Here is a 17,571-nt window from a genome sequence, read left to right as displayed (position 1 = left end):
TGAATCCTATGCCTCTCAATTCTGTCTATATTTTTTCAATAATGTCACCGCTTCTGTACGCTGCCAGCAGCCGTTCCAAATCCCTCACCTGCTCTTTGAGCTCCCGGCCTACGTCTGTATCCCCTACAAGTCTTCTCTCCAGCACCCGTTTTACCACCATATACTCAGAATGTATGTCACTTTCATTCTGAATGGCGGCCTCCATTGACTCAAAGGGTTCGTGGGCCACCAAGAGCAGGCCATACGAATTATAGATTAATGTATAGCCTGCAATTCCTGTCTCCTTCTGGTACGCTTTGGAAAACCCTCCGTCAATGACAAGGACTTTCCCGTCACATTTGATGGGACTCTCCCCATTTTTTCGTTTTACCGGAACATGCCCGTTCACAATATGCGCCTCATTCGGGCATAATCCAAATTCTTCCATAATGCGGTCAACCACATCCCGCTTTTCCAGAAGGAAATAATAAGGGTTCTTTTTCTCCTGATGGGTCTCCTTCTCAGCCAGAAAATACCGTTCAAATGTAGCCATTTTATCTTTGCCAAAGAGAGGGGAATTCGGATTGAGCCAAATATACCACATAATATCTTTCCCATTCTCACGGTCTTTTTCATCCAAAGCGAAAAATCCCTTTCTCAGGTACCTGTCCAATGCATCGTACAGAGACCTGCCCCGAAACTTGTGGCCGAAAAGAGTGACTTCCTTCATGCTGCCGTCATCATTGAGGGGCATACAGCCGTGATAGAGAAGATTATTATTGTACACCTTATACAGTCCGCCTTTAGCCAACAGAAAACGTATATGTTCCTGGAGCTTTTCACAGGCAAGAAATGCCCGTTCAAGGCGGTCCATAATGTCTTCTTCCTCCGCAGTGAGCTTATATGGATCCTTGGGGTCAATGGTAGGGAAATTCTTGTCCAACAGCTCATATTCCCTGCCCTCCAGGGCAATAGTCCCCTTTTCATAATTAATCCTGTGCAGCAGCGCCCTGTCCTCCAGCTGAAAGTCCTGCTGCCGCCTGATAATCTGGCCTTCCACTTTAAATTGGATAATAGAAATGGCCTTGTGCATCCTCAGGTCCATCTCCATCTCCGCCTTGTTCTGTTTTTCCGGCCCTTTCAGCCTGAAACATGTACATGGGTCGTTTTCATAAGTCTGCAGCGCAAAGGTGGCCAGAGGCAGCAGGTTAATCCCATATCCATCCTCCAAAATATCCAAGTTGCCGTACCTGGCACAGATGCGGATCACATTTGCGATACACCCTCTCTGCCCTGCCGCCGCCCCCATCCACAGCACATCGTGGTTGCCCCACTGGATGTCCACAGAATGGTATGTCATCAGCTTATCCATAATAATATGGGGCCCTGGGCCTCTGTCATATATATCCCCCACAATATGTAAATGATCCACCACAAGGCGCTGGATCAGCTCCGAGATGGCAGCAATAAATTCCTCGGCACGTCCAATCCGTATAATGGTCATAATGATCTCATTGTAATAGGACTCCTTGTCGTTGAGATCTGATTTTTCCGTTATCAGCTCTTCTATCACATAGGCGAAATCTTTCGGGAGGGCTTTGCGCACCTTAGACCTGGTATATTTGCTGGCTACCCTCTTGCTGACTTCTATCAGGCGGTACAGGTTAATTTTGTACCAGTCCTCCATATTGCTCTCAACTTTCTTAACTTCCGCCATCTTGTCTTTTGGATAGTAGATCAGTGTGGCCAGCGCCTGCTTGTCCCGTTTACTAAGTGTATTGCCAAATACGTCGTCGATCTTCCTCCTGACGGAACCCGACCCATTTTTCAGCACATGGGAAAATGCCTCATATTCTCCATGTATATCTGTAAGAAAATGTTCCGTCCCCTTAGGCAGGTTCAAAATAGCCTGAAGATTTATAATCTCCGTGGAAGCTGCCGCAATCGTAGGATACAAATCAGAAAGCCTTTCCAAATACTTTGTTTCCAGATCTCTCATAGATATCTTCCCCCTGCTGGTTAAAACTGAATCACATCGCCCATATCATACATGCCCGCCGGTTTTCCTTTAAGGAACTTAGCCGCCTCCACTGCGCCCTTGCCGAACACACTTCTGGAGTATGCCGTATGCTTAAACTCAATCACCTCATCGATCCCCGCAAAAATAACCTCATGTTCGCCTACAATCGTCCCTCCCCGGACAGCCGAAATCCCCATCTCCTTCTGCCCCCGCTTTTTCCTGTCCTGGCTGCGGTCATATATATAGGTATATTCTCTGTCCAATGCATCATTCATAGAATCCGCCAATGCCAGCGCCGTACCGCTGGGCGCGTCCAATTTTTGGTTGTGGTGGCGCTCTACAAGCTCTATATCGTACCCAGCAGGCGCCATGACCTTGGCCACATCCTTTAAGAGCTTCATAAGAAGGTTAATTCCCATAGACATATTCGCAGATTTAAGAACCGGGATTTTCTCAGAGGCTTCCCTTACATGCTCCAGCTGCTCCTCAGATAACCCTGTGGTACATAGAACCACAGGCAGCCTCTTCTCTACACAGTAGTCCAGCATTTCATCCACCGCGCCGGCATTAGAAAAATCAATCACTACATCCACTTCCCGGTGGCAGTCCCTGATATGCCCAAATACCGGGTACTCATTAGCACGGCCGGTATATGCGTCCACCCCCGCCGCAATCTCTATCTCATCCTCAGTCTGAATCAAGCCTGAAATCATCTGCCCCATTTTCCCGTTGCATCCATGCATCATTACTTTTATCATCTTTGTCCCTCCCAGGTTCTTATGTACTTTCGCAGGCCTGCTTCCCCTATTTTAGAAAACAGCCATTATATGAAAAAGGATATCACATTTGAGCCTATTCCTCAACTTATGATATCCCTTTCACAATCATTTCATGTAAATATCCTATATATCTATGAGACAAGTTTGATTCCAAAATCTACCATAGCTTGTGCCAGCCTGGCTGCATTCGCCTCTGTCATCTCTGTAAGAGGCATCCTCAGCCCGCCTGCCTCCATCCCCATCAAATTCACAGCTTTCTTCACAGGGATCGGGTTCACCTCACAGAACAGGGCCTCCACCAAAGGCAGCGCTTTTAACTGCAGCGCACGGCTTCCTTCCAGATCCCCTGTAAAAAACTTCTCGCAAATGTCATGCGTCTCCCTGGGGGCTATATTGGACAATACAGAGATAACACCTTTCCCCCCCAGTGAAAGCAGAGGTACTATCTGGTCGTCATTGCCTGAATATAAATCAATATTCCCATCAGTCAGATGCATAATTTTAGCAATCTGGGAAATATCCCCGGAGGCTTCCTTGATAGCCACAATATTTTCCACCTCAGCCGCAAGCCGGGCCGCCGTGGCAGGTTCAATATTCGTCCCAGTCCTGCTCTTTACGCTATAAAGAATCATCGGCGCCTTAGCCTCCGCCGCGATGGCCTTATAGTGCGCCACCAGGCCGTCCTGTGTAGCTTTATTATAGTAAGGGGTCACAAGGAGCAGCCCATCGGCCCCCATATCCGCAGCCTCTTTTGACATATCAACTGCTGTACGTGTACAATTAGAGCCAGTGCCCGCAATAACCGGTATTCTCTTCTTTGTACGCTCTATTGTGAACTTAATGCAATCCATGTGCTCTTCTTCTGTCAGAGTAGAAGATTCACCTGTTGTACCACAAATAATTATACTGTCCGTACCATTATCACAATGGAACTGAATCAGTTCGTCCAGTTTGTCATAATTGACACTTCCATCTGCCCGAAACGGCGTAATCAACGCCACTCCGGCCCCTTTAAAAATTGACATATGCATCCTCCTAATCTAAACGCTCATCTTTTTCAAAGTTTACCATTAAATATACATGATGTCAACGTACAGAATATAAGGAAGCCTTACAGTCCTACTCCTCTATACACTCCAGTTTGCTGACCGAAACCTCGTATGCCGTGCGGGTTTCCGTCTCCGTTTCTGATAACTTCTTAACATAATCCCTGCTCTGGATCCGTCCCAGAATCTGCACATGCTCACCTACCTCAAACCCAGATGCATACCGGGCATTCCGGCCCCAGCAGATACAGGGGATATAATCTGATTTCCCATAAGGCCTGTTTACGGCCAGCAAAAGATCTGCAATCTCACGCCCCAGTGGTGTTTTCCTGTACACCGGCCTCTTGCATATGTATCCTTCAAGCAGGATATGGTTGGTTTTCGCGCCGTCCAGCTCCTCGTCAATAAACTCAACCTCCCGCACAAAAACAGACAAAACAAGCCGGTTTTTCTGTTCTTCATGGCGGTTATATGAGCGGAACTGTCCGGAAACCATAATAAATTCTCCCATATAATCCTGGGTCACATCAATCAGCCTCTCTGAAATCATGAGCGGAATCCTGTCATCTGAATTGCTCAGCCGCTTTACAAGCACATCCACCATGTAAAACCCTTCCCCGAATACCTCATGGCTGTATATAAATTTGGATGCCACTTCCCCCATGATTGTTACCTGGTTGTTTTCAATAATCTTATCTGACATAATTTGTAGTTCTCCCTTCCTCTGAACGGTATTTTTAAGTCAATACTAAGTCTATGAACCCAAAAACCAGATTAGAACAATATTCCTTTGTAATCGTTCGACAGAATCCCAGCCTGCATGTAAAGGTCTGTCGACATATAGGGATACGTGCTGAAAAAGAGCTGAACCTGCCGGCGGCCAGCCTGGTTTTTGCCTGTGAAATCTCCCTTCCCATGCACAATATTTTATGATAGAATTAAAAAGAATGTGCGCAGACATTTGGCCCGCTGCCCTGCGGGAGTACAAAATTAACAATTATAATAAGTAGAAAAGAGTGTTGAATGTTATGAAAACTAAACGTGACGATGTTAGAAATATTGCGATTATTGCCCATGTCGACCATGGCAAGACTACGCTGGTAGACGAACTGCTCAAGCAAAGCGGTGTATTCAGGGAAAACCAGGAGGTTGCCGAGAGGGTGATGGACTCCAATGATATTGAGAGGGAGCGTGGGATTACCATCCTTGCCAAAAATACGGCTGTATTTTATAAAGGCACCAAGATCAATATTATTGACACTCCAGGACATGCTGATTTCGGCGGAGAGGTAGAACGTGTCCTTAAAATGGTAAACGGCGTCATCCTAGTGGTGGATGCCTTTGAAGGCGCCATGCCCCAGACAAAGTTCGTGCTGAGGAAGGCCCTGGAGCTGGATTTGCCTGTCATTGTATGTATCAACAAAATTGACCGTCCTGAGGCGCGCCCTGATGAAGTCATTGATGAAGTACTGGAACTGTTCATGGATTTGGACGCCTCAGATGAGCAGCTTGACTGCCCCTTTGTATACGCCTCCGCCAAGTCCGGCATCGCTGTGCTGGATCTGACCGATGACGAGAGGGATATGCAGCCGCTGTTTGAGACTATCCTAGATTATATTCCGGCGCCCCAGGGGGACCCAGAAGCGCCCACCCAGGTTTTAATCAGTACAATCGACTACAATGAATATGTGGGCCGGATTGGTGTGGGAAAGGTGGACAATGGGACAATCGCCGTCAACCAGGAGATGGTTCTTGTCAACCACCACAACCCTGAAAAGCAGGAGAAAGTAAAAATCAGCAAATTATATGAGTTTGACGGACTAAACAAGGTAGAAGTCAAAGAAGCCCAAATCGGGTCCATTGTGGCTATTTCTGGCATTTCCGGCATCTCAATTGGAGACACATTGTGCTCCCCTGAAAATCCAGAGGCAATCCCCTTCCAGAAGATCTCCGAGCCTACTATCTCCATGCAGTTTCTTGTAAACGACAGTCCTTTTGCCGGCAAGGAAGGGAAATACGTTACCTCCCGCCATTTAAGGGACCGTCTGTTCCGTGAGTTAAATACCGATGTAAGCCTGCGGGTGGAAGAGACAGAGAATGCCGATAGCTTCAAAGTATCCGGGCGGGGGGAACTTCACCTCTCTGTCCTCATTGAGAATATGAGGCGGGAAGGGTACGAATTTGCTGTCAGCAAGGCTGAGGTACTCTACAAGACGGACGATAACGGCAAGAGGCTGGAACCTGTAGAGACAGCTTATGTGGATGTGCCAGACGAATTTACCGGCACTGTCATTGACAAACTGAGCCAGCGCAAAGGAGAACTCCAAAATATGGGAACCTCCAACGGCGGTTATACCCGGCTGGAATTCTCTATCCCGGCCCGAGGCCTCATCGGCTACAGGGGAGAATTCCTTACTGACACCAAGGGCAATGGAATACTCAATACAAGCTTTGAAGGCTATGCGCCGTACAAAGGCGACATCCAATATAGAAAACAGGGATCCCTGATCGCCTTTGAGACCGGAGAGTCTGTGACTTATGGATTGTATAGTGCACAGGAACGTGGTACATTATTTATAGGGCCAGGTGAAAAAGTCTATGGGGGCATGGTCATTGGGCAGAACGGAAAGGCTGAAGATATCGAACTAAATGTATGTAAAACCAAACATCTTACCAATACCCGTTCCTCCAGTGCAGACGAGGCATTAAGGCTTACTCCTCCCCGCACGCTCAGCCTGGAGGAGGCTCTTGATTTTATCGATACAGACGAGCTTTTGGAAGTCACCCCGGAAACCTTGCGTATCCGCAAAAAGATCCTGGATCCTAGGATGCGCAAAAGGAGTAATATAAAATAGGAGCAGGCGCTCTATTTTTGGACAGTTATAAAAAGGAGAAGAACACATGAAAAAATATGCAAATGCGTTTCTAAAGGCTTTGACAACTGCCCTGGAGTTTATTATAGCCGGTCTTCTTGCCACCGGCATTATCATCATGACAGTACAGCTCATATTGTCTTTTGGCAATCTGGCAGATTTGAGCAAATATCCCAACTATGACGACCTTTTAACTGCATGTTTTAACCTGATTATCGGTGTGGAGATGATACGGATGCTTTATCTCCACACCCCTATAACAGTGTTTGAGGTTCTTTTGTTCGCCATTGCGCGCCAGGTGATTATTGAACATGCATCGCCCGTCAACAGCCTTCTGGGAGTGATTGCCATTGCCATACTATTTGCCACCAGAAAGTTTCTATTTGTGGCCTTTGATGAATCCGAAAAAATCATCTTCCGTTCCAACCAGAAAGTACGCCATGTAAACAGGCTTATCCGCGTCCACATCCCCTACGAGGACGACGAGACACTGCTGGATGTACTGCTTAAAAAACTAAAAGAGGATGAAATAGAGATTGGCGTTGGCGTCTGTACATATTTCCCTAAATTTGGACTGCGTATTGCCAAAATTACAGATGGGAAAATTACACGGATAGAGGTGATTCGTTCTATACAATAAAGTATTTACATGCTATAATGTTTACATAATGCAGGCAGGATATGGAATCCGGCATGTATTATAATATGAACAAAGGAGTTGATCAGCATGAATTTTATTATTAGTGGTAAGAACATCGACGTAACACCAGGCCTGAAGGACACTATCGAACAAAAGTTGGGGAAACTCGAAAGGTATTTCACTCCTGAAACAGAAATCATTGTAACTCTCAGCGTGGAGAAAGAAAGACAAAAGATTGAGGTGACGATTCCAGTAAAAGGCAACATCATCCGCTCCGAACAGACAAGCTCTGATATGTATGTATCTATTGACCTTGTGGAGGAAGTGATTGAGCGTCAGCTCCGCAAATATAAAAATAAACTGGTTGCAAAAAGCCAGGGCCATCCCACGGCTTCTGGTTCCGGAAGTAATTTCAAGAAAGAATTTTTTGAAGCGGAGGACGAGATTCAGCCAGATGACGAGATCCGTATTGTCAGAACCAAGAGATTTGGCATTAAACCTATGTATCCGGAAGATGCATGTATCCAGATGGATTTAGTAGGACATACTTTCTTCGTATTCTGTAATGCAGAGACCGACGAGGTCAACGTTGTTTATAAGAGGAAGGATGGTTCTTTCGGATTAATAGAGCCTGAGTTCGATTAATCATAGAGACATTTTTTAAGCCTGAATCAGACTAGTCTACAAAGAATGCCGGAACATACTCTTATTCCTTTAGGTTACTCACAAGCTTAAAAAACAATCTTCTGTGAAAAGGGAGTATTATAACATGGAGTGCTGTATTGGATAACAAAAAAGGAGAATGATTAGACTGCTTTTAACGTTCAGAAACAGAAAATAAACTCTCTCAAAACTAAATTATAGTTAAATAACAGAAAATAATTATTTGTCAGACAATATTTGAATGCCAACATTGAGTTAGCAGAAACTTCTCAGAAAGAATACAGCAACGCAATGTTGGCATAAATTTTCAATATAGAGGAGAACGCACAAATGGATACATACATACATACATACATACATACATACATACATACATACATACATACATACATACCATTATCTCAATTCGTAGATGAAAAATCAAGAGAAATATATGAAAATTTGTATAAATTAAATGAGACTGGGGACGTTTCTTATTTGATAAAGGCCCATTCACTTTGCGGAATAGAATCGGATCCAGTATACAGGCAGCACTTAAATCTTCTGGAACAGTTCAAAAACGGCAAAAAGTTAGTGCTGTACGGGTTAGGAAAAAATGTTGCCGACTTTATTGAACTTGAAAAAAAGAGACGAAATACACCCGGATACTTACATTTGCCATTTCTTAGCGACATTCCGTGGTATGGGTTTTATGATAAAGACCCTTCTAAAGCAGAGAAGTTTGATATTATGAGCCTCACAGAGCTTTTAGAAATCAAGGAGGAGGCTTATATATGTATCGCAAGTACAGATTATTATGAGGAAATCAAATCTGAATTGCTATCATTGGGATTTAATGAAAATAATATAGCCGCCTATATTTATCCTAATACACAGTGTTATGAAGAAAACCAGTACTATGATGATTTTTTACAAAAAAATCAAGAAAAGATCGTTATAGACGGAGGGTGTTACCGATGCGACAGTTTAAAGAGATTTATTGATTGGAATGAACCCAGTGGATACGAAAAAATTATTAGTTTTGAACCAGATGAAAAGAACTACGAAATATGCAGGTCTATTGTGGATGAAAATAATTGGAGTAACGTAGAATTAATACATGCAGGCCTTTCCGATAAAACAGCGTCCTATAATATGGCAAGTAATGGAGATGATACTTCCTATTTATGCGAGGATGGAGACGTAAAAACGCAGACAGTTTGTATTGATGATATTATAAATGAGGATAGTGATGTTTCTTTTATTAAATTGGATGTAGAAGGATTTGAATTAGAAACGCTAAAAGGGGCTGCTAATACTATTAGAAAATCACATCCCAGAATGGCAATTTCCTTTTATCATAAAGCCAGTGATCTTATGGATATCCCAAAATATATTATGAAACTATCAGAAGATTATAAATTCTACTTAAGGATCTATAGTAATGCTTATTTAGAAATAGTGTTATATGCAGTATAGGATGCAGGACATAGGCATACCAGTCTGCAGAAGTTTATAGAATGGACACGGCACATAAATACATTCAAAGCGAGCGCAGATGGGAGGTATTTTGTCTGCTCAATCAAATGATATTTAGGAGTTCCTCCGTAGTTAGATGGTGCGCTGCTACGGAGGATTTATTGATTCCTGCAGGTATCCCAGTCTTTGCAGCTGAGGGGATAAATATGTGCCTACAATTTACTTTAAAATAAGACTGAGTAGAGGCGGATATAACGAAACTTCTGCTCTTTGATCCCCTTTTAAATACTCTGCCGCTGTCAAAAACGGGATTTTATCTCCATCTAAGAATCAAAGATATGGCACTGCCCATCTATATCCGCGAACCAGCATCCCTCTCCCTTTCGTACGCTGCTCTTCCCGCTTGTCCCCTCGGTTATCTCTGCTATCACAGCATTTACTTCACTATCGCGTACCAGGACTGTCATTTCCACAGCGTCTGTATACCCTGTCTTCAGTATATGTATCTGCCTGCGCCCAAGTATATACTGGATTTTTCCAAGTCCTGTGTAGTCTGTCCCTATTTTTAGTTTAAAACCATGCATCCTGGTAATAATAGTACTATGCTCCAGGCCGGCCCTGGCGGCAGATGTATATGCCCGCACCAGTCCCCCTGTCCCAAGCAAAGTGCCTCCAAAATATCTGGTGACAATGATGAGCACATTACATAACTCCCTTCCTTTTATGACCTCCAGAATGGGTTTCCCCGCAGTGCCCCCCGGCTCACCGTCATCGCTGTATCTTTCCTTGGCAGGATCCTTCCCAATGATATAGGCCCAGCAATGGTGCCTGGCATCCCAATATTGCTTTTTTATCTTTTCCAGATATTCCGCCGCCATTTCCTCCGACTGGACTGGAAATACATCTGCAATAAAACGTGACTTTTTTTCGACAACTTCTGCGCTGCCGCCCTGGTATACTGTTCTATAATCCATCATCTTACCTCTTGCTCCTACTATCTGGCCCTCCGGGGCACACACTAAGAGAGGCCCCATCAGGTATATAAATACAATATAACAAACCTCAGGAAAACTACAAGAAATTATTAAGTTTTTTTTAGAATTATGAACTTTTCGCAATTTTTCTTTATTTAGAGATACAAATTTGTTATAATGAGTGAATGAGTCAGAAGCTGCCAACAGGCGGGAATCTTCCCCGCGGCCTGCCATGCCCCCGGGCATCTGGCCCCCAGGCCACTATAAAGGTGTACAGGCATATCCATTCGGCTCGTTGTTTCGCGGGAATAAAGGAGGATATTATTCATGAATTATGGAAAAGAGAATATCTCAAAGACAAAGAAGAATATCTCTTCGAAAAAAAATATGAAAAAGAAACGCGTTGGAGTACGTGTTTTTAAAGCACTCATTATCTGTGTACTATTAATAGGAGTCATTGGCGTGGGGGGCGCAGGACTGTTTGTAAAGAAGATCATAGACAATACTCCCCAGGTGACTCCTGCCGATGTCAAACCCTCCGGCGCCACTTCGTTCGTGTATGCGGAGGACGGCACACTGCTGGATTCCTTTCTTCAGTCTGGCTCCAACCGTATATATAAGAAGTACGATGAAATCCCTATCAACCTTACCCATGCTTTTATCGCCATTGAGGACGAGCGGTTTTATAAGCACAATGGGATTGACCTGCAAGGTATTTTGAGGGCGGGGGTCGTGGGCCTGACATCCGGCAATTTCTCAGAGGGCGCCAGCACACTGACCCAGCAGCTAATTAAAAACAATGTGTTCCCCAACTTTACAGAAGAAAAAACCTTCTATGACAGCCTGGAGCGAAAGTTACAGGAACAATATCTGGCTGTTGAGATTGAAAAGCAGATGAGTAAGGAGGAGATCGTAGAAGCCTATATGAATACGATCAACTTAGGCCAGAACTGCCTCGGTGTGCAGACAGCAGCCAAACGTTATTTCAACAAGGATGTCTCTGAACTTACCCTGTCCGAATGCGCCGTCCTGGCAGGAATCACCCAGAATCCTTCTGGCTACGATCCTGTCACCCATCCCGAGGATAATGCCGTAAGGCGGGACAAGGTGCTTAAGAACATGCTGGACCAGGGTTACATCCAGCAGGCTGAGTATGACGAGGCAAAGGCGGACAATGTATATGACAGAATCCAGATGACTGCCACTGCCACCACAGACGATACTCCCTATTCTTACTTTATAGATAAGCTGGCCCAGCAGATCATCAAGGATCTGATGGAGAGGAAGAATTACACAGAGACACAGGCCTATAATGCACTTTACAGCGGCGGCCTTACTATTACAGCCACACAGGACCCTGCCATCCAGCAGATCTGTGATGAAGAGGTGGCTAATTCCGCCAATTATCCCTATACTGTAGAGTACGGCCTGGAGTACGCCCTGACCATCAACCGTGCTGACGGCACTTCTGAAAATTACAGCAAAGAGATGCTGGCAGGATATATCAAAGGCACATGGGGCAGGGAATATCCTCTTGTATTCTCTTCACCGGAGGAGGCCGAACAGGCCATTGCAGAATATAAATCTACGCTGAATATCGGCGAGGGGGATACGGTCGTAGAAAATAAGGACATCAGTCCACAGCCTCAGGCTTCTGTTGTTATCATGGAGCAGTCCACAGGCAAGGTCAAGGCTATTGTAGGAGGACGGGGAGAGAAGACTGCGAGTCTCTCCTTGAACAGGGCCACGGATTCCACAAGGCAGCCCGGATCTTGTTTTAAAATTCTCTCCACCTATGCCCCGGCATTAGATTCCTGTGGGTATACTCTGGCCTCTACCATTCTGGACGAGCCTTACAAATACGAGAATGGCAAGACAGTAAACAACTGGGACCACAAGTATATCGGAGAAACCCGCGTGCGTTATGCGATTGAGCATTCTATGAATGTATGCGCGGTTAAGACACTGACAGATATCGGCACCCAGACTGGATATGATTATCTGCAGAATTTTGGTTTTACCACACTTGTAAATAATGACGACGAAAATTATCCGGGATTTACGGATGTGGCCCAGGCCACTGCCTTGGGTGGTATCACAAGAGGTATTTATAACCTTGAGATGACTGCGGCATATGCATCCATCGCCAATGGCGGTGTTTACACAGACCCGGTACTTTACACCCAGATCCTGGACAGGGACGGGAATGTCCTGCTGGACAATACCACCCCCGCCACACACCAGGTCATCAAAGATTCCACGGCTGCCCTGCTGACAAGCGCCATGCAGGATGTTATCAACCAGGGCACAGGTACTGCTGCCAAAATGAGCAATATGCCTGTAGCCGGAAAGACAGGTACTACTGAGAACAGTACCGACCTATGGCTTTCTGCTTATACGCCATATTATACTTGCTCAGTTTGGGGCGGATATGACTCAAATAAGCCAATGGAATCAATGGATCAGGTTTGGCATGAGGTTCTCTGGAAGAGTATTATGGAGCGTGTCCACACCAACCTCCCATATAAGGATTTTACAATGCCTTCCTCTGTAGAGCAGAAAACAATCTGTACCCAGACAGGTATGCTTGCAACTTCAAGCTGCCCGTCCCTGACAGAATACTTTGCCAAAGGTTCCGTGCCTTCACAGAGCTGTACAGGACATTATGTAGAATCTACAGAAGAGCCATCATCTGAAACAAAGGATGAAAATGCAGATAAGGATAAAGAAAAGACCGATGACATTCAGAATCCTGACTCCGGCACATCCGACGGAACTACTGAAAATCCAGATACCGTAATACCACCTATAGATGGAGGCGGTGATTCTGGCGGCGATTCTTCCGACGGCGGCGAGACAACTCCTCCTGATGACAGCGGAGGCGGTGATTCTTCCGGCGGCGACGCCGGTGACGGAGGGGCCGAGCTTCCATCACTGTAACAGTCAAAACCCCCGATGCAAGCATACGGGGCATCAAACTAGCAGCGATGCAGGCATCGGGGTATTAGACCCTCGCGGCAGCCGCCAAATGGACATGTAAACATATCCCCTTGGCTCGCTGCTGGCGGGAATAAATATACGGCTGTAAAGCATGACAAAAGGACTGTTCCAAAGTATGGAGATTCACTTTGGAACAGTCCTTTTAAGTATGCCGGCCACTGTCAGGGGAGGAACAGCTTCGCGGCCCCGCATATTCCTGCGTCATTTCCCAGTGTAGCCAGGGCAAAATCTACATCCTTATTTGTAAAGAGCGCTTTCTCCCTATATGGCTCCCAAATATAGGAAAGAAGTATTTCCCCTGCCTTAGATACGCCTCCTCCTATCACAAATACAGCCGGGTCAGCAACAGCCGCCACATTGGCAAGGGCATACCCCAGATATTTTCCAAACTCCTCTGCAACCTCCATCGCCACAGTATCCCCTGCCTTCACGGCATCAAATACATCCTTGGCCGTCACGGACTCTTTTCTCAGAACCGTATTCCTTGTCTCCCGCTCAAGCTTTCTCATAGCCAGGCGCACAATACCGGTAGCCGATGCATACTGTTCAAGGCATCCTTGATTTCCGCAGCCGCATACTTCACTTTCCTGGTAGTTGACGCACATATGCCCGATTTCCCCGCCGGCCCCATGCTGGCCGCCGACTATACGCCCGCCGCTTATAATGCCGCCGCCCACTCCAGTTCCCAATGTAACCATGACCATATTCTTCTGGCCTGCGCCGCCGCCCTTCCACATTTCGCCCAGGGCAGCTACATTGGCGTCATTCTCTATCTGGGCAGGCAGGCCGGTAAGTGCCTCCAGTTCTTTCTTTACTTCCTTATAATTCCACCCCAGGTTTGCACTGCCATTTACAACACCGTCCTCCGTCACAGGGGCAGGCACTCCCGCGCCAACTCCCAGCACATCCGCTGTATCCAGGTTCTTTTCTTTGATCTTATTAAGTATAGACGCTGAAATATCCGGGAGGATCCTTTTCCCTTCCTCCTCTGTATGGGTCACAATCTCCCATTTATCCAGAATCACTCCACTCTCATCAAATAAACCTAATTTGACAGTGGTCCCGCCAATGTCCACACCAAAACAATATTTCATAACTAATCCCCCGTCCCTTTTATTCTTAAAATAAGTATTACCTGTTTTTTGACAAGTTCTCCTGTACACGCTTATATAATTCCTGGGCAGCATTATATCCCATCTGCTTCTGCCTGTGGTTGACAGCCGCTGACTCTACTATAATTGCGAGGTTCCTCCCCGGCCTGATAGGAATGCTATGGCACACCACCTGGTTTCCCAAAAACTCAGTATATTTCTCTTCCAGGCCCAGCCTGTCGTACTCCTTATCCCGGTTCCAGTCCTCCAGAGTAATTACCAGGTCAATATTCTGGGTTTCCCTGACACTTTGCACGCCAAACATAGACTTTACATCCACAATCCCAATTCCCCGCAGTTCTATAAAATGCCTTGTTATGTCTGGCGCTGCGCCTACCAAAGTATCATCACTGACCTTTCTGATCTCCACCACATCGTCCGTGACCAGCCGGTGCCCCCTCTTAATCAGCTCCAGCGCGGCCTCGCTCTTCCCAATGCCGCTTTCCCCCATAATGAGGACGCCGACCCCATACACGTCCACAAGCACCCCATGTATAGAAATACAAGGAGCCAGCTTCACATTCATCCACCGGATAATCTCTCCCATAAAAGAGGAGGTGGACTTAGACGTGGTAAAGACGGGAACCTGGTGCTGTGTAGCTTTCGTAAGCAGGATGTCCTCCGGCTCCATATCCCTGCTGAAAACAATACATGGAACTTTGTGCTGGAGAAGCTCGTCATAGATCTTCTTCTTTCTCTCCAAACCCAGCGTCTGGAGATAGGTATACTCTACATACCCTATAATCTGGACCCTGTCAGAATCAAAATGGTCAAAGAACCCTGCCAGCTGAAGAGCTGGCCTGTTGATGTCAGGTACATTCACCTCACGGCCAAATAAATCTACATCAGGAGTCAGGTTTTTCAAATTCATTTTTTCAACGATCTCGCTTAATTTAACGCCCTGTCCCATAGCTTTCTCCTTTTCCTTTTCTTAAAATTATACAGCATATCCCCAGTAACCGTTCAGCCATAACAGCTCAAATTGGCCTTTACACGGCGGGACTGTTACTATCCGTATTATACCATTAATGAAAAAACTTGTATACTGCCTGGGCAGCTTTTTCATTCATGGAAGGTACCCCCGCCAGCTCACTGACTGTAGCTGTTTTGATCTCATCTAGGCTCTGGTAATGCCGCATCAATGCCTTTCTCCGGGCAGGGCCTATGCCGTCTATATCATCCAGGATAGAGTGTACCTGGCCTTTGCCCCTCAGCTGCCTGTGATATTCGATGGCAAATCTGTGCGCTTCGTCCTGAATCCTGGTAATCAGCCTGAACGCCTCGGAAGATTTATCAATAGGTATCTCTCTGTTATGGTAGTACAGTCCCCTGGTCCTATGATGGTCATCCTTCACCATGCCGCATACTGGTATATGCAGATGCAGCTCATCTAATACCTGAAGCGCTACGTTCACCTGTCCCCTGCCGCCGTCCATCAGAATCAGGTCAGGAAATGCCGTAAATCCTCCCATCTCCCGGCTTTCTTCTTTTTCCTTGAGTCCATGGGTGAATCTTCTGGTCAGCACTTCCCTCATGCTGCCATAGTCATCGGCTCCCTGTACCCCCTTAATTTTGAATTTCCGGTAATCGTTTCTCTTAGGTTTTCCTTTCTCATATACAACCATGGAGCCTACGGACTCAAACCCGTTGGTGTTGGAAATATCAAAGGCCTCCATACGGCTGACCCCCTCAAGTCCCAGCATCCCGGCAATTTCCCGGACGGCCCCAATAGTGCGTCCCTCCTCCCTCTTTAAGCGCTCCTTATCTTTGCTCAGGACAAGGGCCGCATTATTTGCAGCCAGCTCCACAAGCTTCTCCTTGGTCCCCTTTTTAGGAACCTTGATTGTCACTTTGCCCCCCCTCTTTACGCCTAACCATTCTTCCAGGAGCGAAAGCTCTTTCGTCTCGCAGGGGAGCATCAATTCACCTGGAATAAATGGCGTGCCCGCATAATACTGCTTGATAAAGCTGTCCAGTATCTCACTTTGAGGTTCATCCTTGGCGATACGCATATAAAAGTGATCCCGGCCGATCAGCCGCCCTCCGCGGATAAAAAAGACCTGCACAACTGCATCTTCCTCTTCTGAGGCAACCGCCAGGATATCCCTGTCCTCACCGCTGCTGTCCGTAATCTTCTGCTTTTGCGCCACTTTCTTTACACTGTTTAAAAGCTCTCTGTATTCTATGGCCTTTTCAAACTCCAGGGTTTCCGAGGCCTGGTTCATCTTATCCTCCAGCTCCTTTAGTATGGCGTCAAAATGCCCGCTCAAAAACCGGATCACAGCCTGGACTGACTCTGCATACTTTTCCTGAGATATATACCCCTGGCAGGGCGCCTCGCACTGCCGGATATGATAGTTCAGACATGGCCTCTCCTTCCCTGTATCCCTGGGCAGATTGCGGCTGCAGCTCCGTATATGGTACAGCTTATGCAGAAGGTCAATGGTATCCCGGACTGCCTGGGCGCTTGTATAAGGCCCAAAATACTTTGCTTTATCCTTCACCATTTTTCTGGCAAGCATCACTCTTGGGTAGGGTTCATTGACCGTCACTTTAATAAAAGGATAGGCCTTATCATCCATGAGCATGGTATTATACTTTGGCCTGTGCTCTTTAATCAGGTTACACTCCAGCACAAGAGCCTCCAGCTCTGAATCTGTCACAATATACTCAAACCGCCTTATATGAGTGACCATCTGCTCAATCTTGATCCCCTTATTCCTGCTGCTCTGGAAATACTGCCTCACCCGGTTTTTCAGGCTCACTGCCTTTCCCACATAAATAATACGGTCTCTCTCATCATGCATAATATAAACTCCCGGCTTCCCCGGGAGCTTTTTTAACTCTTCCTGTATATCAAATATATTATTTTCCATGCTATCTATTATACTGTTTTATAGAAAAAAGGACAAGGGAAAATCTCCCCTGCCCTTGTATTCTTCCTCTATGTACCCCGGCTTTTCCTATTCGGCTGCCGGGCCAGGGTTC

13 protein-coding genes are annotated in these 17,571 nt (G+C 46.1%); 5 read left to right on the top strand and 8 right to left on the bottom strand.

From position 1 onward, the window contains the following. Positions 1-25 precede the first annotated feature (25 nt). The 4 genes from EFA47_RS05200 to EFA47_RS05185 form a co-directional block, all read right to left on the bottom strand. Positions 26-1,978 carry a fructose-1,6-bisphosphatase gene (locus EFA47_RS05200; RefSeq protein ID WP_122642296.1) on the bottom strand — a complete coding sequence of 651 codons (1,953 nt, stop codon included), beginning with the start codon at positions 1,976-1,978 and terminating at the stop codon, positions 26-28. Positions 1,979-1,998: 20 nt separating this feature from the next. Then, positions 1,999-2,757, bottom strand: coding sequence for a 4-hydroxy-tetrahydrodipicolinate reductase (dapB, locus tag EFA47_RS05195; protein ID WP_122642295.1), 759 nt, complete (start codon positions 2,755-2,757; stop codon positions 1,999-2,001). Positions 2,758-2,909: 152 nt separating this feature from the next. Further along, entirely contained in the window at positions 2,910-3,803 is an 894-nt protein-coding gene (dapA, locus tag EFA47_RS05190) for a 4-hydroxy-tetrahydrodipicolinate synthase (protein ID WP_122642294.1), read from the bottom strand. A 94-nt stretch (positions 3,804-3,897) separates the two neighbouring features. Further along, positions 3,898-4,527, bottom strand: a complete 630-nt coding sequence (locus tag EFA47_RS05185; protein ID WP_122642293.1) for a single-stranded DNA-binding protein — start codon at positions 4,525-4,527, stop codon at positions 3,898-3,900. A 325-nt stretch (positions 4,528-4,852) separates the two neighbouring features. Between EFA47_RS05185 and typA the strand changes: the two genes are divergently transcribed. From typA to EFA47_RS05165, 4 genes are all read left to right on the top strand, one after another. Further along, complete coding sequence (typA, locus tag EFA47_RS05180; RefSeq protein ID WP_122642292.1) at positions 4,853-6,679, top strand: translational GTPase TypA; 1,827 nt, start codon at positions 4,853-4,855, stop codon at positions 6,677-6,679. Positions 6,680-6,725: 46 nt separating this feature from the next. Beyond that, positions 6,726-7,337: a transporter gene (locus EFA47_RS05175; RefSeq protein ID WP_122642291.1), complete on the top strand. Its 612-nt coding sequence runs from the start codon at positions 6,726-6,728 to the stop codon at positions 7,335-7,337. 87 nt (positions 7,338-7,424) lie between these two features. Beyond that, complete coding sequence (gene hpf / locus EFA47_RS05170; RefSeq protein ID WP_122642290.1) at positions 7,425-7,982, top strand: ribosome hibernation-promoting factor, HPF/YfiA family; 558 nt, start codon at positions 7,425-7,427, stop codon at positions 7,980-7,982. A 348-nt stretch (positions 7,983-8,330) separates the two neighbouring features. Continuing rightward, positions 8,331-9,458 (top strand): FkbM family methyltransferase, encoded by a 1,128-nt coding sequence (locus EFA47_RS05165; RefSeq protein ID WP_122642289.1) that lies wholly within the window; start codon positions 8,331-8,333, stop codon positions 9,456-9,458. A 323-nt stretch (positions 9,459-9,781) separates the two neighbouring features. On the opposite strand, the gene EFA47_RS05160 is transcribed toward EFA47_RS05165, so the two are convergent. After that, positions 9,782-10,432: a YigZ family protein gene (locus EFA47_RS05160; protein WP_122644413.1), complete on the bottom strand. Its 651-nt coding sequence runs from the start codon at positions 10,430-10,432 to the stop codon at positions 9,782-9,784. A 327-nt stretch (positions 10,433-10,759) separates the two neighbouring features. Between EFA47_RS05160 and EFA47_RS05155 the strand changes: the two genes are divergently transcribed. After that, a complete protein-coding gene (locus EFA47_RS05155) occupies positions 10,760-13,372 on the top strand; it encodes a transglycosylase domain-containing protein (RefSeq protein WP_122642288.1) in 2,613 nt (870 codons plus the stop codon). Between the two features lie 221 nt (positions 13,373-13,593). Here the strand turns inward: EFA47_RS05155 and EFA47_RS05150 are convergent, their stop codons facing one another. The 3 genes from EFA47_RS05150 to uvrC all read right to left on the bottom strand — a co-directional run bounded on the left by EFA47_RS05150 (position 13,594) and on the right by uvrC (position 17,459). Next, complete coding sequence (locus EFA47_RS05150; protein WP_122642287.1) at positions 13,594-14,526, bottom strand: ROK family glucokinase; 933 nt, start codon at positions 14,524-14,526, stop codon at positions 13,594-13,596. Between the two features lie 37 nt (positions 14,527-14,563). Further along, positions 14,564-15,493: an HPr(Ser) kinase/phosphatase gene (gene hprK / locus EFA47_RS05145; RefSeq protein ID WP_122642286.1), complete on the bottom strand. Its 930-nt coding sequence runs from the start codon at positions 15,491-15,493 to the stop codon at positions 14,564-14,566. Positions 15,494-15,608: 115 nt separating this feature from the next. Continuing rightward, positions 15,609-17,459, bottom strand: coding sequence for an excinuclease ABC subunit UvrC (gene uvrC / locus EFA47_RS05140; RefSeq protein ID WP_122642285.1), 1,851 nt, complete (start codon positions 17,457-17,459; stop codon positions 15,609-15,611). Positions 17,460-17,571 lie beyond the last annotated feature (112 nt).

Origin of the sequence: Luxibacter massiliensis (assembly GCF_900604355.1) — a bacterium.
In the GTDB taxonomy this organism is placed as follows: domain Bacteria; phylum Bacillota; class Clostridia; order Lachnospirales; family Lachnospiraceae; genus Luxibacter; species Luxibacter massiliensis.
This window is presented reverse-complemented; position numbering and strand designations above follow the sequence as displayed.